At 47.7% G+C, this 25,451-nt stretch carries 26 protein-coding genes; 20 read left to right on the top strand and 6 right to left on the bottom strand.

Annotated elements, in window-relative coordinates:
* Positions 1 to 7: 7 nt before the first annotated feature.
* Complete coding sequence (locus tag LCM29_RS00215; RefSeq protein WP_224860197.1) at positions 8 to 364, bottom strand: hypothetical protein; 357 nt, start codon at positions 362 to 364, stop codon at positions 8 to 10.
* Between the two features lie 168 nt (positions 365 to 532).
* Here LCM29_RS00215 and LCM29_RS00220 point away from each other — a divergent pair, with 168 nt between their 5' ends.
* The gene (locus LCM29_RS00220; RefSeq protein ID WP_214696207.1) at positions 533 to 868 is read left to right on the top strand and encodes a hypothetical protein; all 336 of its coding nucleotides are present in this window, start codon (positions 533 to 535) and stop codon (positions 866 to 868) included.
* Between the two features lie 40 nt (positions 869 to 908).
* On the opposite strand, the gene LCM29_RS00225 is transcribed toward LCM29_RS00220, so the two are convergent.
* Complete coding sequence (locus LCM29_RS00225; RefSeq protein WP_214696201.1) at positions 909 to 1,337, bottom strand: HIT family protein; 429 nt, start codon at positions 1,335 to 1,337, stop codon at positions 909 to 911.
* A gap of 129 nt (positions 1,338 to 1,466) precedes the next feature.
* On the opposite strand from LCM29_RS00225, the gene LCM29_RS00230 reads away from it, so the two are divergent.
* Positions 1,467 to 2,516: a hypothetical protein gene (locus LCM29_RS00230; RefSeq protein ID WP_224860199.1), complete on the top strand. Its 1,050-nt coding sequence runs from the start codon at positions 1,467 to 1,469 to the stop codon at positions 2,514 to 2,516.
* Positions 2,517 to 2,563: 47 nt separating this feature from the next.
* On the opposite strand, the gene LCM29_RS00235 is transcribed toward LCM29_RS00230, so the two are convergent.
* Positions 2,564 to 2,815: a GlsB/YeaQ/YmgE family stress response membrane protein gene (locus LCM29_RS00235; protein WP_031421191.1), complete on the bottom strand. Its 252-nt coding sequence runs from the start codon at positions 2,813 to 2,815 to the stop codon at positions 2,564 to 2,566.
* A 170-nt stretch (positions 2,816 to 2,985) separates the two neighbouring features.
* On the opposite strand from LCM29_RS00235, the gene LCM29_RS00240 reads away from it, so the two are divergent.
* Positions 2,986 to 3,723 (top strand): ABC transporter ATP-binding protein, encoded by a 738-nt coding sequence (locus tag LCM29_RS00240; protein WP_263600772.1) that lies wholly within the window; start codon positions 2,986 to 2,988, stop codon positions 3,721 to 3,723.
* The gene (locus LCM29_RS00245) at positions 3,720 to 4,853 is read left to right on the top strand and encodes an ABC transporter permease (protein WP_224860201.1); all 1,134 of its coding nucleotides are present in this window, start codon (positions 3,720 to 3,722) and stop codon (positions 4,851 to 4,853) included. Before LCM29_RS00240 ends, LCM29_RS00245 begins: the two co-directional genes overlap by 4 nt.
* 341 nt (positions 4,854 to 5,194) lie before the next feature.
* On the opposite strand, the gene LCM29_RS00250 is transcribed toward LCM29_RS00245, so the two are convergent.
* Positions 5,195 to 6,499 carry an ammonium transporter gene (locus LCM29_RS00250; protein ID WP_224860203.1) on the bottom strand — a complete coding sequence of 435 codons (1,305 nt, stop codon included), beginning with the start codon at positions 6,497 to 6,499 and terminating at the stop codon, positions 5,195 to 5,197.
* Between the two features lie 121 nt (positions 6,500 to 6,620).
* Between LCM29_RS00250 and LCM29_RS00255 the strand changes: the two genes are divergently transcribed.
* The 6 genes from LCM29_RS00255 (at position 6,621) to LCM29_RS00280 (ending at position 12,432) form a co-directional block, all read left to right on the top strand.
* Positions 6,621 to 6,926, top strand: coding sequence for a MerR family transcriptional regulator (locus LCM29_RS00255; protein WP_074032630.1), 306 nt, complete (start codon positions 6,621 to 6,623; stop codon positions 6,924 to 6,926).
* Between the two features lie 116 nt (positions 6,927 to 7,042).
* Complete coding sequence (gene hemE, locus LCM29_RS00260; protein WP_074032631.1) at positions 7,043 to 8,092, top strand: uroporphyrinogen decarboxylase; 1,050 nt, start codon at positions 7,043 to 7,045, stop codon at positions 8,090 to 8,092.
* Positions 8,089 to 9,018: a ferrochelatase gene (hemH, locus tag LCM29_RS00265; protein ID WP_214696193.1), complete on the top strand. Its 930-nt coding sequence runs from the start codon at positions 8,089 to 8,091 to the stop codon at positions 9,016 to 9,018. The genes hemE and hemH overlap by 4 nt, the downstream gene beginning before the upstream one ends.
* Positions 9,011 to 10,396: a protoporphyrinogen oxidase gene (gene hemG / locus LCM29_RS00270; protein WP_224860205.1), complete on the top strand. Its 1,386-nt coding sequence runs from the start codon at positions 9,011 to 9,013 to the stop codon at positions 10,394 to 10,396. Before hemH ends, hemG begins: the two co-directional genes overlap by 8 nt.
* An 87-nt stretch (positions 10,397 to 10,483) precedes the next feature.
* Complete coding sequence (locus tag LCM29_RS00275) at positions 10,484 to 11,371, top strand: Cof-type HAD-IIB family hydrolase (RefSeq protein WP_214785398.1); 888 nt, start codon at positions 10,484 to 10,486, stop codon at positions 11,369 to 11,371.
* A gap of 71 nt (positions 11,372 to 11,442) precedes the next feature.
* Positions 11,443 to 12,432 (top strand): lipoate--protein ligase, encoded by a 990-nt coding sequence (locus LCM29_RS00280; RefSeq protein ID WP_214696188.1) that lies wholly within the window; start codon positions 11,443 to 11,445, stop codon positions 12,430 to 12,432.
* Between the two features lie 62 nt (positions 12,433 to 12,494).
* On the opposite strand, the gene LCM29_RS00285 is transcribed toward LCM29_RS00280, so the two are convergent.
* The gene (locus LCM29_RS00285; RefSeq protein ID WP_224860207.1) at positions 12,495 to 13,358 is read right to left on the bottom strand and encodes an aminoglycoside phosphotransferase family protein; all 864 of its coding nucleotides are present in this window, start codon (positions 13,356 to 13,358) and stop codon (positions 12,495 to 12,497) included.
* 190 nt (positions 13,359 to 13,548) lie between these two features.
* Between LCM29_RS00285 and LCM29_RS00290 the strand changes: the two genes are divergently transcribed.
* The 10 genes from LCM29_RS00290 (at position 13,549) to LCM29_RS00335 (ending at position 25,020) form a co-directional block, all read left to right on the top strand.
* Entirely contained in the window at positions 13,549 to 14,022 is a 474-nt protein-coding gene (locus tag LCM29_RS00290) for a PTS sugar transporter subunit IIA (RefSeq protein WP_224860210.1), read from the top strand.
* Between the two features lie 100 nt (positions 14,023 to 14,122).
* A complete protein-coding gene (locus LCM29_RS00295) occupies positions 14,123 to 15,670 on the top strand; it encodes a long-chain-fatty-acid--CoA ligase (RefSeq protein ID WP_224860212.1) in 1,548 nt (515 codons plus the stop codon).
* 91 nt (positions 15,671 to 15,761) lie between these two features.
* Positions 15,762 to 16,064, top strand: coding sequence for a metal-sensitive transcriptional regulator (locus tag LCM29_RS00300; protein ID WP_214696181.1), 303 nt, complete (start codon positions 15,762 to 15,764; stop codon positions 16,062 to 16,064).
* 11 nt (positions 16,065 to 16,075) lie between these two features.
* Positions 16,076 to 18,187 carry a heavy metal translocating P-type ATPase gene (locus tag LCM29_RS00305; RefSeq protein ID WP_224860214.1) on the top strand — a complete coding sequence of 704 codons (2,112 nt, stop codon included), beginning with the start codon at positions 16,076 to 16,078 and terminating at the stop codon, positions 18,185 to 18,187.
* Positions 18,184 to 18,390, top strand: a complete 207-nt coding sequence (gene copZ / locus LCM29_RS00310; protein WP_074032640.1) for a copper chaperone CopZ — start codon at positions 18,184 to 18,186, stop codon at positions 18,388 to 18,390. The genes LCM29_RS00305 and copZ overlap by 4 nt, the downstream gene beginning before the upstream one ends.
* A gap of 309 nt (positions 18,391 to 18,699) precedes the next feature.
* On the top strand, positions 18,700 to 19,362 hold the full coding sequence (locus LCM29_RS00315) for a response regulator transcription factor (RefSeq protein WP_015880954.1): 663 nt from the start codon (positions 18,700 to 18,702) through the stop codon (positions 19,360 to 19,362).
* A gap of 26 nt (positions 19,363 to 19,388) precedes the next feature.
* The gene (locus tag LCM29_RS00320; RefSeq protein ID WP_224860216.1) at positions 19,389 to 20,729 is read left to right on the top strand and encodes a sensor histidine kinase; all 1,341 of its coding nucleotides are present in this window, start codon (positions 19,389 to 19,391) and stop codon (positions 20,727 to 20,729) included.
* A 127-nt stretch (positions 20,730 to 20,856) separates the two neighbouring features.
* Complete coding sequence (locus LCM29_RS00325; RefSeq protein ID WP_224860218.1) at positions 20,857 to 21,327, top strand: competence protein ComK; 471 nt, start codon at positions 20,857 to 20,859, stop codon at positions 21,325 to 21,327.
* An 86-nt stretch (positions 21,328 to 21,413) separates the two neighbouring features.
* Positions 21,414 to 24,482, top strand: a complete 3,069-nt coding sequence (locus tag LCM29_RS00330) for an efflux RND transporter permease subunit (RefSeq protein ID WP_224860220.1) — start codon at positions 21,414 to 21,416, stop codon at positions 24,480 to 24,482.
* Between the two features lie 127 nt (positions 24,483 to 24,609).
* On the top strand, positions 24,610 to 25,020 hold the full coding sequence (locus tag LCM29_RS00335; protein ID WP_015880958.1) for a hypothetical protein: 411 nt from the start codon (positions 24,610 to 24,612) through the stop codon (positions 25,018 to 25,020).
* A gap of 31 nt (positions 25,021 to 25,051) precedes the next feature.
* On the opposite strand, the gene LCM29_RS00340 is transcribed toward LCM29_RS00335, so the two are convergent.
* Positions 25,052 to 25,441 carry a hypothetical protein gene (locus LCM29_RS00340; protein ID WP_214785391.1) on the bottom strand — a complete coding sequence of 130 codons (390 nt, stop codon included), beginning with the start codon at positions 25,439 to 25,441 and terminating at the stop codon, positions 25,052 to 25,054.
* Positions 25,442 to 25,451: the final 10 nt, after the last annotated feature.

A 25,451-nucleotide genomic window follows, 5' to 3' on the forward strand; every position in this document is an offset into this window, starting at 1 on the left:
CAAACACTCACTGTGTTTGATTGACAGTGTTGTCAGTCATAGCAGACTGTACGTTCGAGAGTTCCTGAAGGTTCCCTTGAATTCGCTCGACTGAAGGCTGAATGTCTTGTTGATAGCGTTCGACTTCGGCTTTCACTTGATCAGTCAATTCTTTTCCTTGCAGTTTCCCTGCGGCGGCAACTTGCGATGCATGTTTCGCCACATTCCCAAATTGTTCTTTTAGCGTAGTGATTGTGGATGCTCGATGTTGTTGAGCAGCAGCATCGTTTGCGGTACCTCTCGCCAGTTTTTTAAACGTGGCAACTCCTAAAAATGCTAAAATAAAGCCGAAAGCAATCCAATCTCGACGTTGGCGACTCGACAAAACATTCCCCTCCTCAAGCTCGGATAATCCGAATTACATTCTTTTCATATTATTTTACCAAAAAAGAGTGATTAAAAACCTATATCGCAAATAAAATTTTTCAGAACATTCAATTTTGACCGAAAAATCATTTTATTTTAAAATACAGGTAAAGGAAGGTGATCCTCAGTGGAGAAAGCGAAGCGTTGGGTAGATGACATGCTTGACCTGTATCTCGCTGCGAAACGACTGGGAGATGACACTTGGGCCGACTCCATTATGAACACACTAGAGGCGGGGTATGAAGCGTCGAAACAAACAGAGCAGGCACGCGAAGAATCGATACGAGAAAAACGTATGCTTGAAATAGATACCCGTCTAACCGAATTACGAAAAGAATTTGAACAAGCGACATCTGTTAAGACGCGTCAACAGTTATACGAAGTGGCAATCAAACTTCAGGTCGAGCGAGCGCAATTAGAAGAAGAACGGAAACGTCACCTTGATTCAATCAATCAATCATAAAAAACGAGACCCGTCATCGATTGACGGGTCTCGGTCTGTCTTAAACGTGTGATTGAATATTCGATGCGAGGGTTGTGAGTTCTTCAGATGTGAACGCATCATTTTGTGTAATCCATTTTGCTCCGAATCCATCTTCGTGTCCGAAACGTGGAATTAAATGAATGTGGAAGTGATAGACCGTTTGTCCGGCAACTTCCTCAGCATTCGACAAGACGTTCATGCCGATTGCCCCTGTTTCGCGTTGAATGGCCTTCGCGATGGTCGGGACGCGTTTGAAGACGTCCGCTGCGACCTCTTCAGGTAGCTCGTAAACGTTTTTCGCATGATGTTTCGGGATGACGAGCGTGTGACCTTTTGTCACTTGCGAGAGGTCGAGGAAAGCGACGACCGCCTCATCTTCATATACCCGATACGACGGGATTTCTTGTTGAGCGATTTTGCAAAAGATACAGGTTGGATCGGTATGCATCTATATTCCTCCATTCTAAAAAGTCATTTCTGTTTCATCATACCACGGAAATTCAGGCGCAAGAACGATTGGAAGAGAGATTGATTCCTTTTATACTTGAAGTAAGCACTGAAGAAAGGAGGCGAAAAGATGTCGTATACAAGAAGTCGAAAGAAAGAACGTCATTCCAAAATGATTCTTCTATTATCTATTTTCACTATTTTAGTCGGAGCCATTGTCTTCTATATATATGGATACAAACCAGCGGCGGAGCAAGACAAGATTCACGTCGCATTTAAAGAGGCCTTATTAGAGGAAGACCGTGCTTTTTTTGAGGAAAAGATAGAATATCAAGGCGAAACGTTAACGCGTGCTGAGGCGTTGCGGTTTATGGGCTGGCTGAACGATGAAAAATCCATTCGTGGCGATGCCATCGCCGAAGTCGCACAAGATCGTGCGAATCGGACGAAAGGCATGGAAGCGGAAGGACTGTTTCGATTGATTGATACAGGTGAAGGGCGCTTTGGCTTTTCAGATTATCGGATTGAGTTATTGCCACAACGAATCGATGTCACTTCAGACGTACCGTTGACGAATATTTGGGTCGATGGGCAGCGCGTCGGTCGGATTGATGAAGCGAACGGACGATTCACGTTCGAGAAGATGCCAGGAAGTTATGATGTGAAGGCGGTCGCCGTGGCGAATGGTGAGACGGTGTCCGAAACAGAGACGATTCAATTAACATCTCCTGAATCGCTCGAGTATGCATTGATGCCGGAATCGAGTGAAGCGATTGCGGGACAGTTCGATTTGAAGCGGGCAGAGTTGATTGAGATCGAAGTAGAAGCGCAAACCGGTCATCCGTTAGAAACGATTGATTCGTTGATTGGACAATCGGAAGGAAAGGTTCAAGAAACGTTAGGAGAGCCAGATGGGAAACGTGACGATGAATGGGATTATGAGCGATTGACTGTCGTGTTTGAAAAGGGAGACGTGCAGTCAGTTTTAATCGATCTTGATAAACGACCAGACGACTTGATTGCATTACTCGGCGAACCAAATGAAAAGACAGAACACAAACTCGGAACAGAGTGGGATTACGGTCAATCTTTCTTCGAATCATTCTTCACGTTCTTTGGTCTTGAAACGGAGAAGCAGTTTATTGAAAAAAATGACGCGATGTATTTATTGATCCAATGAAAAAAGAGGGACATTCCATTTTGGAAGCCCCTCCTGTACATAAATAATTACTTTTTACGCATTGATTTCATGACGAACGATACAATCAAAATAAGGATAATCGCACCGATAAGAGCTGGGATAATCGCGATATCCGCTACGATTGGTCCGAAATCACCGAAGATGAGTCCACCCAACCAAGCACCGATAATCCCCGCGATGATGTTACCAATGATTCCACCTGGTACGTCTTTACCTAGAATTAATCCTGCTAACCAACCGATGATACCCCCGATAATCAAATAAAGAATAAACCCCATCATTCATTTCTCCTTCCTCTGTTTGCCCATTGTTCTTTTCAACGATTTTGTGGAACAATGGGAGTATTGATGTTTTATTTTAAAATGCCTTACAGTTCAGATTATTCCCATGTGACAACATTTAAAACATATACCACGAAAAAAAGTTGAAAATGAAAGGTGTGGTTTTCATGCTGCACGTCGATCGATTGAACGGCGGATATATCGGAAAGCAAGTTTTGCACGACGTTTCGTTTGAAGTGAAAAAAGGAGAGCTCGTTGGGTTGATAGGGCTAAATGGAGCTGGAAAATCGACGACGATCAAACACATTTTGGGTCTCTTGTCACCACTATCCGGAAAAATCGAAATTGATGGAGAAACATTAGAGTCTTCAGAAAAAAGGTATCGTAAGAAAGTAAGTTACATACCGGAGACACCGATTTTATACGAGACGTTAACCTTACAAGAACACATTGAGTTGATGGGGAAAGCATATGACGTAAGTCCTGAAGAATTGACCGAACGAACGAAGCGTTTAGCAAAAGAAATGCGAATGGAAAAACAACTTACTTGGTTCCCGTCCGTCTTTTCAAAAGGGATGCGACAAAAGGCGATGATCTTATGCGCCCTTGTGACGAAGACGCCGCTCCTCATCGTCGATGAGCCGTTCGTCGGTCTTGATCCACTAGCGATTCGTCAGTTGCTCCAACTGTTTGATGAGTACAAACAAGACTGTGCGATTTTGATGTCGACCCATATTCTTGAAACAGCGGAGCGGCATTGCGACCGTTTCGTCTTCCTTCATCAAGGTGTCGTCATTGCGAACGGGACGGCCGCACAGTTGCGAGACAAGTATCAATTGTCACCTGATGCGACACTTGATGACATTTATGTAGAGGCGATTGCGTCGGAGGAACGGTCGTCATGAATCGATTTACATCAAGACTCGGCAATTGGATGGAAGAGGTCGTCAAATATAGTCGCTACGTCGCAAACGGCGGACTCTTGTTCACACTCTACTTCACTTTGATTTACGGGGCATTCGTCTACAACAACTTTTTAGAACGAATTGATGGGACGTTTCCGGGGGTGTGGATTGCCGCAGCGGTTCTCATTCTCATCCCGCTCGGTCATCGTCCGAGAACGTTTATCCAAGAGGCGGATCAAGTGTTCCTCCTCCCGGAACTAGGGATGATTCGTTCCTATATGATTGGTGTGCGCTTGTTTAATATCGGCTTTGCGACAATCCGAGCACTTCTCGTCTTACTCATTTTATTGCCGCTTCTCGTGCGGACGGAGAGCTATACGGGAATTGAGGTATTATCACTCGTTGTCACGATGATGTTACTGTCGGCTGCAGGTCGATTGGCAAAAGTGGAAGGGGTACGCGAATGGCTCATCGTCCCGTTCGCGCTCGTGAGCGGCGCATGTCTTCTCATGGATTGGACAGAGTGGGCGTGGGTGCCCGCGTTCATGCCGTTCATTTTCTTACATGTAAAACGAAACGAACGAATCCCACTTTTACACTGGTTGGCGCTTGAGGAGAAGAGTCGGGCTCAGTTTGAACGAGTCATCAGCTGGTTCGTCGACTTGCCGACCTTGAAAGAAGAAGTGCGGGAACGACGACTACTGACAAAGCTGCTCGAAAAACGAGTACTCCAACGCGTCGATGCGTCCCGTTACGTGTACGGTCTTCGGATTATTCGTTCGAACGACTCCCTCGACCTGATTCTTCGATTGACGGCGGTGGCGCTCATCGTCATGTGGATGTCAGGCGGTTGGTATGTAGGATTCGTCACACCACTATTTGTAGGGCTGACAGCGTTACAGCTCGTTCCATTGTTTAAACGGTTAGAGGCGATTTCCATTGTGTCCTGGCTACCAATCACCCGTCAAGAGCGGATCGAAGGCTATTCGTGGTGGGCGATGCGGTTACTCATCGTGCAATCCACCGTGCTCGTGCTCGCCTCGGTTGGATTTGGTGCGACATGGGACGCGGCAGTCGGGCTGATTTTATCCATTGTGGTCATTCGTTATTACTTGAGACGGTTGACGTAAATAGTGACGAATAGATATACAAAAAAATAAACGAACGAGACGGTTCAAACAACATCTCGTTCGTCTTTCATTTTGTATTAAGCGATAGATGATTTTTTGACATGTTAATAGTCGTTCATCTTCTTTTCGGTCGATTGATGAACTTTACAAAAAAGAAGATCATAACGGAAATAAAAACGAGTAAGAATAGTGCGAAATCAAGAGCGTTTATAAGTCATACCTCCAGTGAATGTCATGATGCGTAAAAATTTCACGACTTCATTTTACCGTTATTTGAATTGGTGTAAAGCGAAAAAGGGTTAGTCACCATATTTTGGTGACTAACCCCTCCTTAGTTCGAATTATTTTTTAGGAGACATGACCGATACGCTCGAACCGAGAATCTTCGGAAGGCGTCCTGGTTTCTCTGTTGTTTCTTCGACTTCACCATATGCTGATACACCATGCTCTGCGATATCGAGACCGACATCTTCTTGTTCTTCTGTAACGCGAAGACCGATTGTGACGTCAAGGAGTTTCAAGAACGCGTAGCTTCCGCCACCAGCGATGACCATGGCGATCAATACGCCGAGTGTTTGAACGCCGAGTTGTGTCAATCCGCCGCCGTAGAAGAGACCGGCAGAACCGATACCTGTAATTTCGACGAGTCGAGGAGATGCGAAGAAACCGAGTGCGAGTGTCCCGATAATACCAGCCACGCCGTGTACAGAGAAGGCGCAGAGTGGGTCGTCCACATATTTTGCCATCAAGATGCTCGTTCCGTATGTTGCAATCGATGCGAGGGCACCGATGACGACTGCTGCCCAAGGCTCTACAAACGCACAAGCTGCTGTGATGGCAACGAGTGCTCCGAGAACACCGTTGACGATCGTCGGGATGTCTGCCGTTTTACGGTGGAGCATGACAATGGCAAGAGCACCAAGCGCACCAGCTGCTGTTGCGAGCATTGTTGTCAACGCCACGTAACCGAAGAATCCGTCAGCGACCGACATCGTTGAACCAGCGTTGAATCCGAACCAGCAAAGCCAAAGTACGAGACCGCCAACGACAGTCAACACGTGGTTGTGACCAGCGAGTGATTCCGTCTTGCGACGTGGTTTCAAGATGATAGTCGCCATGAGAGCCGCCATCCCACCTTGAAGGTGAACGACCGCCGAACCTGCGAAGTCTTGCATCCCCATTGATCCGAGCATTCCGCCAGCCCATACTGAGCGTGCAACAATCGGGTAGAGGATGGCGACGAAGAAGATACCGAAGAGAACGTAGGCAGAAAGCTTAGCCCGTTCCGCAAATCCACCCCAAGCGATAGCGAGGGATACCGCAACGAATGATAACTGGAATAAGAATTTGATGTCGATTGATACGTTCGCCCAGTCGAGGCTTGTGAACGATCCGCTTAAGAAGAATCCTTCTGTCCCAAACCAAGTCGTTCCGTCACCGAACGAGAGGCCGAATCCGACCGCCCAAAAAGCGAGTGCCGCCACAGAGAGGCTGATAATTTGTTTGACCGCGACGTGACCGGCGTTCTTCGCCCGAAGCGTCCCTGTCTCGAGTAATCCGAAACCTAATTGCATCGTCAATACGAGCAATGCAGCGATGAGTACATACAGCGTGTCCATATAATAGAGAATGTCTTCCATGTTCATGCCCTCCTTTTTCTTAGGTGCTTTCCAAAAGTTGACTTCAGTGTAAAACGAAAATTTGATGTTGGATTGCATTTTGTCAGATTATCTGACATAGTTTTTTTATTGAGGAGGGCGAGGGCAAATGGACTATAAATCGAAGAAAGTGATCGGGATGGGTGTCGTGACTGAGTTGACGGGACTTTCTGAGCGTCAGGTCCGTTATTATGAAGAAAAAGGTCTCGTCTTTCCTGAACGTACGAAAGGCGGTTCACGTAAATATTCTTTCCATGACGTGGAGCGTTTGGTTGAAGTGGCGACTAAATTGGAAGATGGATGGCGAATTCAAGATATTAAAGAGCGCGAGCGTCGATTATCGGCGAAGCAGCGTGACGATTTGATTCGCGGTCAGTTGAATTCGGCTTTCCGAACATTTCCGACAAAAAAATGACACAAAGAAAACACAATGAAAATGCTTCACATTAGCATAATTCTAATTAATTTCTGTATAATGTTTTTGAGTTCACAAACACGAGAATAAAGAGTGTAGGAGAAATTTAGAGGGGAATGACGCGACGTATGAACGATACTATTTTAAAAGCGTTTAAAGGAGAGGCGACAGACTATGTACCTGTTTGGTATATGCGCCAAGCCGGACGCTATCAACCGGAATATCGAGAGATTAAAAAGACGAGGTCACTATTCGAGATCACGCATGATCCTGAACTTTGTGCATATGTCACGGAACTTCCGGTGAAACAACTCGGAGTCGACGCGGCCATTCTATATAAAGACATCATGACGCCACTTCCATCGATGGGGGTGGATGTCGAGATTAAGAGCGGAATCGGACCGGTCATCGACAATCCATATCGAACGATGGAAGATGTGGAACGCTTAAAACCGTTAAACCCAGATGATATCTCATACGTCTTCGACACGATCCGTTTACTTCGGGAACGATTAGAAGTCCCGCTCATCGGCTTTTCAGGGGCGCCGTTCACATTGGCGAGCTATATGATCGAAGGTGGTCCATCACGGAACTACCATCGTACGAAAGCGCTCATGTATGCAGAACCGGATGTATGGAATGCGTTGATGGAAAAACTCGGTGACATGGTCATCACGTATGCGAAGGCGCAAGCGGATGCTGGCATTCAAGCGTTCCAATTGTTTGATTCGTGGGTCGGGACGCTCAGCCGTAAAGACTATGCGCGTTACATCAAGCCGACGACGGAACGTATTTTCAAAGAATTACGTTCCCTCGACATCCCGCTCATTATGCATGGAGTCGGAGCGAGCCATCAAATCGAAGAATGGCACGACCTTCCACTTGATGTGGTCGGACTCGATTGGCGTCTATCGGTACAAGAAGCGCGCGACCGCGGGATCACAAAGGCTGTCCAAGGAAACTTGGACCCGTCGTTCTTACTGGCACCGTGGCCGGTCATCGAAGAGAAGGTAAAAGAGATTTTGGATGAAGGAATGAAGCAGCCAGGATACGTCTTCAACTTGGGGCATGGGGTGTTCCCGGAAGTCGATCCAGCCGTACTCGTCAAATTGACGGCATTCATTCACGATTACTCACGCGAAAAAATGGGAGGCAATGAATCATGAAAACAGTCGGACTACTTGTCATGGCGTACGGGACACCGTACAAGCCGGAAGATATCGAACGTTACTACACGCACATTCGGTACGGACGTAAACCATCGCCGGAAGCGCTCCAAGATTTAACGGAACGCTATGAAGCGATTGGCGGCGTATCTCCACTCGCAAAAATCACGATCGATCAAGCGGAGACGCTTCGTGACATCTTGAATGAGCGCCATGTAGGTGAAATCGAGTTCAAACTGTATATCGGATTGAAGCATATCGAACCGTTCGTAGAAGATGCGGTCGCGCAAATGGCGAACGACGGCATCAAAGAAGCGGTATCGGTCGTCTTGGCACCTCATTACTCGTCATATAGCGTCAAGTCATATAACGGTCGTGCTCATGAAGAAGCAGCGAAGTATGGCATCGACATCCGTTCAGTCGACTCATGGTATGACGAGCCGAAGTTTATCAACTGGTGGGCAGAGGCGATTAAAGAGACGTTCGCGAACTTGCCTGTACCGGCTGAAAAAGCATGTCTCATCGTATCGGCACATAGTCTTCCTGAAAAGATCTTGGCTGGGGGCGACCCGTATCCAGATCAATTGAAGGAGACAGCAGATAAGATTGCTCAGGCGACAGGTGTACCGAACGTGGAAGTCGGTTGGCAGTCAGAAGGAAATACACCGGATCCATGGATTGGACCGGATGTGCAAGATTTAACGGCTGAACTTTATGAAAAGCATGGCTACGAAGCGTTCGTCTACACGCCGGTCGGCTTTGTCGCAGATCACCTCGAAGTATTGTTCGACAACGATGTCGAATGTAAAGTCGTCTGTGACCGCCTCGGTGTCCATTACGCACGTCCAGCTATGCCAAATGCAGAGCGAAGCTTCATCGAAGCCATCGCGGATCGAATGGAAAGCGTGATTGTGCATCATGCGTAAATTTACGATTGTCGGTGGTGGGATCACAGGTCTCACCGCCGCTTTTTATGCGGAGCGTTATTTGCCGGAAGACGTTTCAATCACATTGCTTGAGGCGACAGACCGTCTCGGTGGGAAGATTGACACGTATGAGACGGGCGAGTTTGCGGTTGAACGTGGACCGGATTCGTACGTTTTTCGAAAGACAGCTATGACAGAATTGATTGAAGACGTCGGTTTAGGTGATGAACTCGTTCGAAACGGCGTCGGACAGGCTTACGTTCTCCATCATGACGGACTCCATCCGATTCCGAAGCAGACAGTGATGGGAATTCCGCTAGATGTCAACGCGTTTCGTGAGACGACGTTGCTCTCGGAAGAAGAACACGAAGACTTGAAACAGATGTTGCTGACACCACCTGATGTAGAAGCACCAGATTCGGACGTCTCGCTTGGTCTTTACCTTCGTGAACGTGTCGGGGACCCGATTGTCGACCGCTTGATCGAACCGTTGCTCTCTGGTATCTATGCCGGGGACATCGATCAAATGAGTGCGATGTCGACATTCCCTCAGTTCATCGAGGGGGAAAAGAAATACGGGAACTTGTATGAAGGGATGCGTCATCTACGTCCCGAACAACGGGTCGCTGAAGTTGGGGCGAAAAAAGTAGGACAGTTTGCCTCATTAAAACGAGGACTAAAATCGCTCACGGATCGTCTGGCCGAACGATTGGAACGGACGGAGGTCGTATTGAACTGTTCCGTCGAGCAAGTGTCCAAGCGTGAGGACGGGTATCGATTATTCACGAATCGTGGAGATATCGACACGGATCATCTGGTGTTGACGGTCCCACCACGCCTCATTCGTCAGTTCCTCCCGAAAGTCGATAGTGACTTTTTGGCGGATATGAAACCGCATGCGACGGCGACTTGCTCGCTTGTCTTTAAAGAAGAAGATATCGAGCTCCCATTCGTTGGGACAGGATTTGTGACGAGTCAGGAAGCAGACGTGACGATAACGGCTTGTACGTTCATCGACCAAAAATGGCCACATGCCGTGCCGGAAGGATATCACGTCCTCCGTGTCTTTTTAGGTCGACCGGGGGCAGATGACATCGTGGAAGCGTCCGATGAAGAAATCATCGAGACCGCGTTACATGATCTTCGAGGTCTCATGCAAATTCACCGTGATCCGATTCAGACAGTCGTCAGTCGACTTCGTGACGGGCTGCCACCGTATGCCGTCTTTCATGCGGATCGCGTCAAAGCGCTTCGTGCCGAGATGAGCCGGGTATATCCTGGAGTCATTCTGGCGGGAATCGCCTATGACGGAATCGGGATGCCGGACTGTGTGAAGAGTGTGCGGGAACAAGTGAAAGCATTGCGTGAAAAAAATTGAGATTTGATGAAGGGAGGGTTCGGATTGTTCCGAATCCCTCTCTTTTTGTTATAGTTAGAAGCGAAAGAGAAAAAGGAGTGATGGAAGATGGCAACGTATAAACTTTTTGTATCAGACATGGACGGTACGATTTTGCACAACCACACCAAGATTGCGAACGAGACGGCAGAAATCGTTCGTGAAGCAGAGGCAGCAGGCATTCGATTCGCAATTGCGACGGGGCGCAACTATGTGAATGCGAAACAAATCCTAGATGAGGTCGGCCTTTCTTGCCCAATCGTATCGTCGAATGGGGGACGCGTGCTCGACACATCAGGAGAAGTCCTTCATGAGATCGACTTGACGATCGAAGAGGCACTTCAGGTCATTGAAGTCCTTCATCAAGACCATAAGTATGCGGACGTCTTTTACGAGATGTACACGGAAGCTGGACTCGTGGCGAGCCGTGGCGACTTGATTGAAGCATCGATGAAAAACTTGAAAGCGAATGGTGACGACCGCTCGCTTGAGATGTATGAATTCTTTAAGAATCGCTATTACGTCAATGAAGACGTCAAGATTGTCGACGATATCGAGAGCTTCATTCGTGAGGAAGCAGGACGTGTCTATAAGTTCATCGCGTTCTCAAGCCATCTCGAGAAAATGACGGCGCTTTGGAAAGAAATCGAAGCACAAGTCGAGGGAGTGTACGTCACATCTTCAGGTAATGACAACATTGAAGTGATGGCACACGGCGCAGATAAAGGAAACGGTGTGACGAAGCTCGCTGAACATTACGGTATCGATTTATCAGAAGTCGTCGTCATCGGTGATAACTTGAATGACGTACCGATGTTCAAAGTGGCCGGAAAAGGGATTGCGATGGGGAACAGCCATGAGGACTTGATTGCCATCAGCGACCACGTCACAGAGCGTCACGACGAGTACGGGGTGGCGAACGCCTTGAAACGAGTGATGACAGGTGAGTGGAAGTAAAAGATTTGTCGAGTCATCGTCTCGTCTCGTATAATACGAGTAACGAACATCCGACTAGGAGGAAATAGACTGTGAAATTTATTTTTAATCCAGATATCCGCGACCCAAAGCTTAACTTGGCGGTCGAAGAGTATATCTTAAAACATTTGAACGTAGACCATGAAGACTACTTCTTGTTCTATATTAACGGTCCATCGATCATCATCGGGAAAAACCAAAACACGTCTGAAGAGGTCAACTTGAAGTACATTGAAGAGAACGGCATCGATGTCGTACGTCGCCTCTCTGGTGGCGGTGCCGTCTATCACGATGAAGGAAACTTGAACTTCAGCTTCATCACAAAAGACGATGGCAACTCGTTCAATAACTATAAGAAGTTCACGCAACCGATCGTGGATGCCTTACGTAACCTCGGTGTCGAGGCGGAGCTTACTGGGCGCAACGATATTCAGGTCGGTGAACGTAAAATCAGCGGGAACGCACAATTCACGACGCGCGGACGCATGTTCAGCCACGGGACGCTCATGTTCAATTCGAACATTGAAGAAGTCGTCAACTCGCTCAACGTTTCGGAAGAGAAAATGCGCTCAAAAGGAATCAAGTCGGTCCGTAGCCGTGTGGCGAACATCACTGAATTTTTAGAGCGTGAGATGGAAATGGAACATTTCGTCGAGGCTTTGCTCCATTCGATTTACGATGGAGAGCAGCCAGAGCGTTACGTGCTTCGTGACGAGGATTGGGAAATTGTCCATGATATCTCGAAAGAACGTTATGCGAACTGGGACTGGAACTTCGGGAAATCGCCGAAGTTTGATGTCGAGTCGAAACGTCGTTTCCCAATCGGGACAATCGATGTCCGCTTGAACGTCAACAAGGGAACGATCACTGAAGCGAAGATTTACGGTGATTTCTTCGGTGTCGGTGACATCCAAGATGTCGAGCAGGCGCTCGTCGGGACTCGTTTCGAACGTGCGGCTATCCGCGAGCAATTGTTACAACTCGATCTGAAGCACTACTTCGGAAATGTTGAGCTCGAGGAATTGGTTGATTTGATTAGTTAAAAGTAAAAAGGTGTTTCGGGATGCATTTCCGAAACACCTTTTTGATGTGATTCAAAGAAAGGTTAACTTATTTCTGCTTTAAGGATGTCTAGGTTTCTCTCATAAAAATCTATATTTTGTTCAAGTCCTCTACGGTTACACCACCCAATACTGTTAAAAGCATCAGTAAATCGATAAAACGGAAGAACACGTTCGAGATCGATCAATGGTCGAATACTTGTGTAACCTTCTTGATAGGCTTCATATAACTGTAAGTCATGACTCAGATAGTCCCGATAAATCTTAGTGAAATCGACTTCTGTTGAACCAAAACGAACGGTTTCAAAGTCAATCAAACTTGAGACTTCAGATGATGTGACAAGGATATTACCTGGTCTAAAATCCATATGTATAAAACTAGGTCCATCAGATTCTGGGAGCTGCAGTTTCATTTTTTCAAAAGTATGAATGGCTTTGTTATATAATGATTCCTCCAACAAAGGCTTTGCATCTATCGCAAAACTATAAAATTGACGATCTAGAAATTGTGGCCACTCTTGAAAAACATTTTCGATATATGTGATCTTTTGATTAGCTGGTGGTGGAATGGAATGCATCTTAGCGTGCACTTGTCCCACCTGAAAAGCGATTGTGGCCGATGAATCTACGGAAAGTTGTACACCGGTTGATTCTTTCAATAGCAGGGCACCGATTGAATGTTCATCACCGGTCCAAAAGTCTAGCAATGTCGGGATTGGAATGTGAGCTTTTAAAAGTCGGTAAGCTTCAAGTTCACGAAACAATTTCACTCTCGAGAATGGGATTTTGATATAGACAGTCTCACCACTAGTTTGCACACATCGATAAACAGTTGAACTAAATGAATTTTCAACAGGAGCGGAATGTTTAATGTCCAAATCAAAAATATGGATAAGTTTTTCGAGCAATGTTCTCCCCCCTCAACACAAAAATCTATACATCTGACTAAAATAATTCACTCCAAAGTATAGCACCGGATTATAGATGTTTGGCAGTTTCGTGAACGATGATGCTACGGATTGCACCTAGAAAAAATAAGGCGTATCATAATTTATGCAAACGCTTTCGTAGAGGCTGATCAAAATAGGAGGAGTAACGATGTATCGAAGGCTCAGTGAATGGATGGATCCAAGTCGGATGTGGGTGACGGAACAAGCGACGTTTGAACGGGCTGTCATGGCGGTAGGGCTAGAGTTGGAACGTAAAGAGATTGTCGATTCTTCATTTACACGAGTGATTCTGGATCAAGAAGCGATTATTCCGTCCGGAGTGAGTGACGTGGCCGAGCCGGTAGCTGTCATCGACGTACCGCTCTCTATTTCAAAACGAGACGGCATCTCACTCCTTCATCTGTTGAATCCATGCGAGATGAAGACGATCACCGGTGAAACGATTCACGCGAAAGCCATCTTATTGATTACAGCTACGACTGAATCGAAAAAGCAGGCGTATCATAAATTGATCGATGATTTACTCATGGATGATGAGGCACTCCAAGCACTCGTTCATGTTAAAAGTCGTACCGGATTATATCATGTACAGACGAACTTTTTGGAAGCGTTTTCTTATTGAAACATTTCATGTACAATAGAAGTAATTGAAAAGAGCGCGGACAACGTGCTCTTTTTTATGGCTCAAAAGTGAATCATCATTCATTTAAAGGGGGATTACCATGGCAAACTTAGTCAAGTCACTACAAGAAGTGGTGACCGCTCACCCGCAAAAGGCTGCGTACGTGTTTGGGGAAGACACGGTGAGTTACGAACAGTTTTATGGGCAAGTCAAGGCGATGGCATCGACGCTTGAACAAAAAGGGATTGGACAAGGCGATCACGTCGCCCTCGTTCTCGGCAACAGCCCAGCGTTCTTGATCGCGTACTTCGCCGTGTTGTCACGTGGAGGGGTCGTCATTCCGATCAACCCTACATACACGCCTGATGAAATGGCCTACATTCTGCTTGATGGGGACGTCAAAGGAATTGTTGGATTGTCACCGCTCGTCGCGCAGGCAGAAGCGGCACTCTCGAAGTTACCTCAGTTGAAACTCGTCATCTCTGTCCCATATGCGGACGTACCGGCATTGAAGCGTGAAGGCGAAATTGAGTTTATCCCTTTCGCGGAAGCGTTCGCTGCGACAGAAGGAACGTTCATTGAAGTCGATGAAGAAGAGGTTGCCGTCATTCTCTATACGAGTGGGACGACCGGGAAGCCGAAGGGCGCATTATTGACGCACCAGAACCTGTTCTCGAATGCGCATTCAATCGGGGAGTATTTGGACATTACACCAGAGGATAAAGCGTTAGCCGCATTGCCGATGTTCCACGTCTTCTGTTTGACGGTCATTGTGAATGCACCACTCCTTCGTGGGGCGACGATTGTCATCTTACCGAAGTTCTCACCACAAGATGTATTTGACTTGGTGCCAAAGCATCGCGTGACGTTCTTTGCAGGAGTACCGACGATGTACAACTTCTTGCTGCAGACGGCGATGAAAGTACCGGCCTATACGTCCGCGTTGAAACATGTCCGCGTGTTCGTCTCAGGAGGGGCAAGTTTACCGGTCCAATTGCTCGAGTCATTTGAGCAGATGTTCGAATGTAAGATTCTCGAAGGGTATGGTCTATCTGAGGCGTCACCGGTCACTTGCTTCAACCCGCTTCACGGCGAGCGAAAAGCGGGATCAATCGGACCTTCCATCGTTCATGTCGAAAACAAAGTCGTCGACGAGCTTGGGGAAGAAGTCGGCGTCGGTGAAGTCGGAGAGTTGATCGTACGTGGACCGAACGTCATGAAAGGGTATTACAAGTTACCGGAAGAGACGATGATGACGCTTCGCGACGGCTGGCTCTATACAGGGGATTTGGCTCGACGTGACGAGGACGGTTATTTCTATATCGTCGACCGGAAAAAGGATATGGTCATCGTCGGAGGTTATAACGTATACCCTCGTGAGGTAGAAGAAGTTCTGTATCAACATCCTGATATCGTGGAAGCAGCGGTGATTGGTGTGCCGGATGCGGAGCAAGGGGAAGCGGTGAAAGCGTTCGTCGTCACGAAACATGAAAATGTGACGAAAGAGGACATTCGTGCATACACACAAACGAAGTTGGCGAAATATAAGCAACCAACTTATATTGAGATCATCGAAGAGCTTCCGCGAAATACGACAGGTAAGATTTTACGTACTGTCTTAAAAAGCGAAGCGTTTCAAAATAGTTGAGTAAAGGGGGGCGACTACGAGTCGTCCCTTTTTTATCATTTCATTTGACACTATTACGGGGTAGGGGTATATTGGTGGTGAGGTGATCAACATGGATGAATTTTTGCATGAACAACCACTCGTTCCGCGTGATGATGCTGAGCGGGAGGCACTCGGAAAGCGTCTAAAACGAATCGAAGGACAAGTCCGGGGGATTCAAAAGATGGTCGAGAACGACCGCTATTGTGTAGACATTTTGACACAGACGTCAGCCATTCAGGCCGCGCTGAAGCAAGTCGAGATGCAACTGTTAGAGCGTCATATGCGCAAGTGTTTGGTTCACGCAAGTGAGACGGAAAACATGGAACCTTACATTGATGAATTGATGACGATTGTCAGCCGCATCAAAAAATAAGGAGGGATTTCATGAAAACCGTTGAGTTATCCATACAAGGAATGACCTGTGCAGCTTGTTCGGCCCGAATTGAAAAAGTGTTGAACAAGATGGACGGAGTCGAAGCGACCGTCAACCTTCCGCTCGAGACGGCAACCATCCGTGTCGATGAAGGGATCACAGAAGAAGAGCTAATCGCCCGAATCGAGAAGATCGGATACGGAGCTGAACCGAAAGTGGAGATGGCACCACCGCATGATTTGCGTCCATTACAACGGAAAGTCATCATCTCTGCCTTGTTGTCGGCGCCGTTACTCCTCGTCATGTTGACGCATATACCAGGACTCGGATTTCATGCACCGTGGCTGATGAACCCATGGTGGCAACTCGCTCTTGCGACGCCCGTCCAGTTTTGGATTGGCGCACAGTTTTATCAAGGGGCGTATAAGAGCTTAAAGAGCGGTTCGGCGAACATGGATGTACTCGTCGCAACGGGAACGTCGGCCGCATACTTTTACTCTGTTTTTGAAATGATTGTGCACCCGATGAATCCACATCTTTACTTCGAAACGAGTGCCGTCCTCATCACGCTCGTCTTGCTCGGGAAATGGTTAGAGGGACGAGCGAAAGAGAAGACGACCGATGCGTTGAAATCACTCTTATCGCTTCAGGCGAAAGAGGCGATCCTTTTTGTCGACGGAGAAGAACGGTCTGTCGCCGTTGAACTCGTCAAGGCAGGAGATGTTCTCATTGTTCGTCCAGGAGAGAAGATTCCAGTAGACGGACGAATTATCGAAGGGGAGACGGTCATCGATGAATCGATGTTGACCGGTGAATCGATTCCTGCCGAGAAAACGGTCGATGCTGAAGTCGTCGGCGGTACGATCAACCAGTCCCATCGGATCCTCATGCGGGCAGAACGAGTCGGGAAAGAGACGATGCTCGCTCAAATCGTACGTGTCGTCGAGCAGGCACAAACAGATAAGGCGCCGATTCAACGGCAGGCCGACCGTATCTCTGGTGTGTTTGTGCCGATTGTCGTAGCCATCAGTGCCGTCACGTTCGCTGTCTGGGCGTTTCTCTTGAATGACATCGATACGGCCATTCGCGCATCAATCGCAGTACTTGTCATCGCTTGTCCGTGTGCGCTCGGTTTGGCAACACCGACATCAATCATGGTCGGAACGGGACGAGCGGCCGAACAAGGTGTATTGTTCAAAGGGGGCGGGCAACTCGAATCACTTAATGAAGCAAACATCGTCGTTTTTGACAAAACAGGAACATTGACGAACGGGACACCGGAAGTGGTAGAAACGTTCGGAGATGAAGCGGCGCTCCGCCGTGCTGTCATGGCAGAACGGCAATCAACACATCCTTTGGCGGCAGCAATCGGTCGAGAACACGGTGATGGTATCGTGACGAAAGTGGAAGAGCTGGCGGGTCGTGGTGTCAAAGCGGTCGTTGATGGGAAAGAACTCTTCATCGGGTCTGTTCGAATGATGGAAGAGCTCGGGTATAACTTGCCAGATTGGTCGATGCGGGCGATGACCCCGGTCTATGTCGCGGATGAGAGCGGGATTGTCGCGGCGTTCGGACTACAAGATCAATTGAAACCGAAAAGTCGTGATGTCGTACAGGCACTTAGCCAAACACGTGACGTATATGTGTTGACGGGTGACCGTAAAGAAGTCGCTTATGCGATTGCCGACGAACTTGGCCTTCCGCATCATCAAGTCATTGCCGAAGTTCTTCCGGTCGAAAAGGCAGATCAAATCGAACGCTTGAAGCAATCAGGCCGTGTTGCCATGGTGGGGGACGGTATGAACGATGCTCCTGCCCTTGCGGTCGCAGACGTCGGGATTGCATTTGGGAGCGGTACAGATGTCGCACTTGAGGCGGCAGATGTTACAATTGTAGGGCATGACATTGAAGGTGTGAGCCGGGCGATGAATATGAGCCGTTTGACGATGAAAAACATTCGTCAAAACTTGTTCTGGGCACTCGCTTATAATAGTCTTGGCATACCGGTCGCTGCAGCAGGGTTACTTGCCCCATGGATTGCCGGTGCGGCGATGGCGTTCAGTTCGGTGTCTGTCGTCTTGAACGCATTACGATTAAAAACACAAGGAGGATCATCAACATGAAAGAAACAACATTGACAGTAGAAGGTATGACATGTAATCACTGCAAAGCTGCCGTTGAGGGAGCGTTGAATGAATTGAACGGTGTCGAATCAGCAACCGTATCTCTTCAAGAGCATCGTGTCGACGTGATTCACGAAGATTCTGTCTCACGCGAGGCGATGGTCGAAGCAGTCGAAGAGCAAGGATACGACGTAAAGGCATAATGACGAAGGGTCCCGAGTAAAATCGGGACTTTTTTTGTTGTATTCAACAAATAGAATGTGTGCTATATTTAAGTTGATAATGAGAATCGGTATCAACAGGAGGCGGACATCATGGAAATCATCATGATCAGTGGAGTGTTGGCGTTGATTAGTGGGGGCACAGCGTTTTTGGCGCAACAGCTACGAACAAATTCAGTACGTTGAAGAAGGTGCGATTTCGTTGCCTTCTTTTTTTTGACTCTAAACCTTTCCCATCATTTCACGACAATTGTTTGATATGATGAGAAAAAACGTGTTGAGGTGACTTGAATGTATACAATCTACTTAGTCGACGATGAAGCAAACTTGAATAAAATGCTCGTCACGTATCTAGAACAGGAAGGGTACAACGTTCGCTCATTCGCGGACGGGACATCCGCGCAAGAAGCCATCCCGGATCAACCAGACTTATGGGTGCTCGACATCATGCTGCCGGACTTAGATGGTTTTCAATTGCTGAAACAAATCAAGGCAGTCAATGCCAATACACCGACCATCTTCATTTCAGCCCGAGACGAGGACATCGACAAGATCATCGGTCTTGAGATGGGATCAGATGACTACATCGCCAAACCGTTCCTTCCGAGAGAACTTGTCATTCGCGTTAAGAAGTTGATTGACCGTGTCTATGGATCGAAGTCGAATGAACATATCGAGTACGGGGAGTATACGATCTATCCGGACAAACGACTCATCAAACATGGGGATGAAGAGATTGATTTGACTTCGAAAGAATTCGACTTACTCCTCCTCTTCCTCGAACATCCGGGTTCGGCTTTATCGCGTGAACAGATTCTTGAAGGGGTTTGGGGGAACGATTATTTCGGTTCGGACCGAGTCGTCGATGATTTGGTGCGCCGCGTTCGCAAGAAATTGCACCGACTCGAGCTTGAAACGCTTTACGGTATCGGCTACCGTCTCGTCAGACCATGATGAACGCCCTCAAGCCGAAGCGTCTCATGTGGAAGATATGGGTACTCATCCTTCTCATCATCGTGACCCTCGCGCTCATGATTTTGATCACCATACGCTCTTCCATCACCCAGTTCATCGATGAACAAGTATATGAGACGTTACGAGATGTAGACTATTATTTGGGCAATACGAACGAGTTGGAGAATTATCCACAAAATCCGATTGAGTATGACCGACGTCAACAAGAGTCGCGTTCGGTCAACCAACTGATTTTTCTTCCGAACGGACGAATCATTTACGGATCGGCACCACTCGAATTAACGAACCGCATGTATCAGGAAGCGTTGAACCAAAGTGGTCAAGTCGAGCGATATCAGACGACGATTGATGGGGAAGACGTCTATTACATTATTCGTCAAAATGAATATGATGGAACAATCGTCTATCAAGCTTCCTACGCTTGGGATGCGTACCGTCGTGAATTAGTCTCGACGTTATATTGGCGCATTTCGATTCTGATTGGTGTCATCAGCCTCTTGTCGCTCATCCCGGCACTGCTCATGTCTCGCCAGTTGACGAAACCGATCGTCGAGATGGAACGTGCGGTCGAGAAAATTTCGAATCGCCAATGGGAGACGGCTCTTCCGCTAGATCGTCAAGACGAACTTGGACAATTGGCCCACTCAATCGATGCCATGCGCAAAGAATTGAAAGAACAGGATCTCGCCCAACAAGCATTACTCCAAAACATTTCACATGATTTGAAAACGCCAATTATGGTCATCCGTGGATACGCCCAGTCAATCGGCGACGGGATTTATCCGACGGGAGACTTAAAAGGGTCTTCAGAGGTGATTGACGAGGAGGCATCTCGACTCGAAAAGAAAGTCGTCGACTTGCTGTACGTGACGAAGCTCGAATATTTCAAAGGACAAGAGATGAAACTTGAACCGATCAATCTGGATAAGTTGATGGAACTCCTTGTCGCGCGCTTTAAACTGAGAGGACAGCTCGATTGGGAAATTAACGGTGAAGGCGGAGAGATGCTCGGGGATGGGGAACAGATCCGGGTCGCGTTTGAGAACGTTCTCGACAATGCGCTTCGTTATGCGGAAACATGCATTCGAATTGACTTAAACCGAGACGAGTCTGGTGTGGAAATCATTATCTTTAATGATGGACCACCCGTCGACGAGAGCCTTGATTTGTTCCATCAGTTCTCTCGTGGGAAACAAGGGAAGTTCGGGCTCGGATTATTTATCGTCCAACGAATTGTGACACTTCACACAGGAGAAGTGTCCCTTCGAAATACAGGAGACGGAACTGCGGTGAGATTTTATTTTCCGCGACTCAAACCGAATCATGCTTTAAAATCTAACGCTTGATTTTGAAAACCAGCCAAGAAACGGCTGGTTTTTTTATGGGAAATGTCAAAAAGTCGATTTGCGGGGCGTGCAGAATCCTGGTATGAATGACATGTAAGTCATTACATACGTTATGGGGGATGAAAAGATGAGTAGATTGACCAATGAAACGAGAGCTTTAATTCCTGTATTTAACGAGTTTGGCGAAGCGGAGACGCTCGTGTATCAACCGGAAGGCGTGATGCGAGTGAAAGGGTCACCCATCGACCTATTAGAACATGCATGTTTGTACTATGGATCGAGCATTCAAGGCAGAATCGAAGCCGCACGTCACGTCCTGGGTCCACATCGGAAGACACCTGTCGTGATGGATTGGCACGCTGACGCGGTCTTCTTTCCGACGATTGCAAAGGAGAGCCCAGACTGTGCGTGGATCAATTTTCAGCACGTGACAGCCATCAAAAAAGACGGACATCAGACACTCATTCAGTTTTTGACAGGTGAATCAGTCAAGGTTCACGTATCCGACCATACGGTGGCAAGGCAAAAACAACGGTCAATCGAATTATCATACGCATTTCAAAAACGTTTCCATGACAGCACATTGCAACACGCTTAAGGATTGAATTCAATACGAAACCCCTCTATGATGAAGAGGAGATATCATATGTGTATTTGCACATCTTCCGAAAGTGAGGGGTTTTTATGTTTTTTGAAAAAATGATTGAGCGAGGGAAACTGGTCATCGTGTTTCTTCTCGTCGCAATCGTCGTAGGTGTGCTGACGTTCTTCCAGCTCCCTAAACGTGAGATTCCTGAAACGGGAATCAACATCGTACTCGTTCAAACACCATATCCTGGTGCGACTGCCGAAACGGTTGAACGTAGTGTGACTGGCGTGTTAGAAGAAGAACTACGTAGTCTAGAAGGAGTGGAGAACGTGACGTCGATTTCGGCTTCAGAGTTCTCAAACATTACGGTCGAGTATGCAGATGGGACTGACCAGGCAGAGTTTCAGGCGAACGTACGCCAAGCTTTGTCTGATGCGACACCAAAGCTACCAGAAAATGCACTCGCACCGACAGTTAATGATTCGCTCGGTCAATTACCGGTCGCCTCTTACTTGTTGACAGCGGATGATCGTGAATCATTCGAAGATGTTCGTGCAGACATCGAGGAATTAGAGTCGAACCTTCTGCGAACAGATGGCGTGACAGGAGTCACCATCAAAGGTCTACCGGAGGAAGAGTATGTCGTCTCACTCGACTCCGAAGAACTCAGTGCACGGCAGCTCGCCTTCCCTGACGTGTTGACAGCAATCAACGAAGAGTACAAAACAACACCACTCGGTCGCCAATCGACCGATGAAGGCATCTATCAACTGGCAATCGATAACTTGACGAATGTGAACGACATGGAGCAAGTCATTGTCGGTTCATTCAATGGAGAGCCTGTCTTGTTAGAAGATGTCGGAACGGTTGAAGAGACGGCGAAAAGTGAGACGGACCTCGTTTCATTAGACGGAAAGCCAGCCGTTTCCATCACTGTACCGATTGAGTCAGGTTTGGATATCCCAACGATGCAAGATCGTGTCAACGAGGTAGTGGAAGATGGTCTTGGAGATTTGGACGGTTTTGAGCTTGTTCCGTATTATGAACAGGCGAAGGCTGTCGATGCAATCTTCTCGTCGCTGACACGTGAATTCATTATCGCGATCATCGCCGTCATCGCCGTGACAACGATTGGTCTCACGTTCTCTGGGTCAATCATCGTCAGTTTGGCAATTCCATTGTCATTCTTGATTGCGTTGATCCCATTACAATTCACCGGGGTCGACTTGAACCAGATTTCGATTATCGGAGCAATCATCGCCTTGGGGATTTTGGTCGATGACGCGATCGTCGTCAACGACAACATTTTGCGACGGTATCGTAGTGGTGATTCCGCGATGCTCGGAGCAGTTCGCGGAACGAAAGAGGTATGGGGCTCGATTGTCACGTCGACACTTGCGGTCGTCTTCGCCTTTCTTCCGCTCACGCTACTGTCTGGCGCGAACGGAAACTTCATTCGTGCCTTGCCGACGGTGCTCGCGCTCTCTGTTTTGGCCTCAATGGTCATCAGTTTGACGCTCGTCCCGATCGCACAGTATCGCTTGAACCGAAAAGAAGTGAAAGTATCGAAGCGTGAACCAGGTTGGCTCGGCGGACCGCTCAATCGTCTCAGTAACTTCTATGCCGACCGTCTGTTACCGAGTGTCGCGAAACGTCCATGGACGTTCGGGATTGTCGGTTTCGTCATCACGACAGCGTTATATGGTTTGATTCTTCTCACGCCGTTTGAGTTCTTCCCGGCGGCGAATCGTCCGGAAGTGGTAACGAGTGTGACGTTGCCTGTGCAGACAGATTTAGAAGAGACAGAAGCACGTCTTGAAGAAATTGAAGCAAGGTTCCAAGAAGAAGAAGGGGTCGTTGAAACATCGATCTTTGCAGGGGGTGGACTTCCTGGTCTATTCACGGGTGGACTCGATCAGTCCGGTGAAAACACAGGGCAAGTCGTCGTTCGTGTCGATAATGAATCAATCGATGCCATCGAGTTGATTGATAAATACACGAATGAATTGCGTGAAGCATATCCTGATGCAGAAATCTTCTTAGATACGCAACAACAAGGACCACCGGCATCGGCTCCTGTCGAATTCACAATGCGTAGCGAAACGATTGATCAGCTCGTCGCTGCACGGGACCAAGTGAAGGCCGACTTGGAAGAAATCGATGGTGCCATCGTCCTCGATAACATCAAAGAGCCGTTCCAAACGCTCACGTACGAGCTAAATCGTGAGGAGATGGCCCAAGCAGGTGTCACTGCGAAAGCCATCAGTGATCAAATCCGACTCGTCACAGACGGGATTCCAATCGGCACGTTCGATGACGGTGTGGAACAGCGTGACGTGAAGATTGTTATCGATGCGGAAGCGAACCGTGAGGCACTTGCGCTTGATGACATTTTAATCCCGGTCGAAACGGAAGCCGGTCCACCTGTTGCACCACTTAGCACGTTCGTGACAGAAACGACAACGGAGCAAATTCAACAGATTCCTCGCGAGAACGGAGAACGTTCGGTCACACTCCAAATTTATGCGAGTGAAGGCATGGATGAAGATGCGTTCAAGCAAGATGTCGAGCAAGTGTTGGATGACGCGAAGTCTGGGTTAGAAGATGAAGGAATCACGTTCGACCAGTCCGGGGCGAGTGATACGCAGAATGAGTTCTTCTTAGAGCTTGCGACATTGTTCGTCGTCGTCTTGTTCTTGATTTACTTGATCATCGCGTTCCAGTTCAACTCATTGTCATTACCACTTCTCGTGTTGTTCACAATCTATCTCGCGATTGCTGGAGCGGTCGTCGGGTTGTTCGTGACACAGACGCCGTTCAGTTTCATGGCATCGATGGGGATGGTATCGCTTGCGGGAATCGTCGTCCGGAACGCAGTCGTCCTGTTCGAGTTTATCGAACAGCGCATTCGTGAAGGCTTACCGGTCACGACCGCCGTGTACGAAGCCGGACGTGCTCGGATTCGTCCGATTCTCTTGACAGCACTTACTGCAGTCGTTGCCCTCCTACCGGTTGCACTTGGAGAAGACCCGCTCTTCAAACCGCTTGCGATTGGAATTGTATCGGGTATTCTATTCTCGACTGTGTTGACTCTCGTGCTTGTCCCGGCATACTACCTGATTTTGGCGAAACGCCGTCACAAGGACAAACCGTTTACAGAATGATTCAGCTTGAAGATGTGATGCCGTATGGTGTCACATCTTTTTTTGAACCATTTGTCACATGTTTTGGGTGATGTTGTATGGGTATAATTAGAAGAGAGGTTTTGAACAGTATGGGAGGGAATTGAAGATGAACGATTCATATACTTGGCTTAATCGCCGTAAAGTACGACCCGCATACAGTGTGACGGGGAGCCGTTCTTGGTCGAGTGAGCGTGTCGTTCGACCAGACCGTGCGCGTGGAAAGATGGTACGCGACGTGAAACGTGTACGTCGTCCATATGTAGACGAATACGGCAATCGTCGTTGGACGACGGGACGTGTCGTCGTCACGGATGCGTCACGTAAGGCACGGGCACATGGACATGGCGATACAGCCGTACAGTTAGAATTCTCGACACCAACACCGTATGAGCGTGTGAAAGAGATGATTCCGACAAAACGTGTGCTCGTTCCGGTTGTCGCCGGACTTGCCGTTGTCGGTGGGATTGCTGGTGTTGCATATGCACTCCGTAAAAAGAAACGAAATAAGAAAAACTAATAAAAAAATCGCCGAAAATTCGGCGATTTTTTTATTTGAAGCGTTCAGCGAGGATGCGCTCGAGTTCACGTTGCCCGAGTTCACGCATTTCTGCCTCATTTTCTTCGTCGTATGCATCGTCCGTGAAGCGTCCGACAAATTCGACTTTGCCGTTTCCAAGTTCACGGAACACTAAGTTTTTGCGATCGTTGTAAAAGACGACACGGTACTCACGACCATTTTCATGATCGTAGTTGAAGACGCCTTTGATGTGATCCATGTTCTTCTCTTCCGGTTGATCCTCATCATCGTCCTCATCTTCTTCTGCTTCAGCAGCTTCGTTAGCTTCATCAAGCGCGTCGGCGAGGACTACCGTTTCTTCTTTTTCTTCTGTCCCCTCTTCTTCAGATGAGACGACTTCTTTTTTTTCTTCTTCTGTCATGTGAAACGAC

It is taken from the genome of Exiguobacterium aestuarii (assembly GCF_020171655.1).
Lineage (GTDB): Bacteria > Bacillota > Bacilli > Exiguobacteriales > Exiguobacteriaceae > Exiguobacterium > Exiguobacterium aestuarii_A.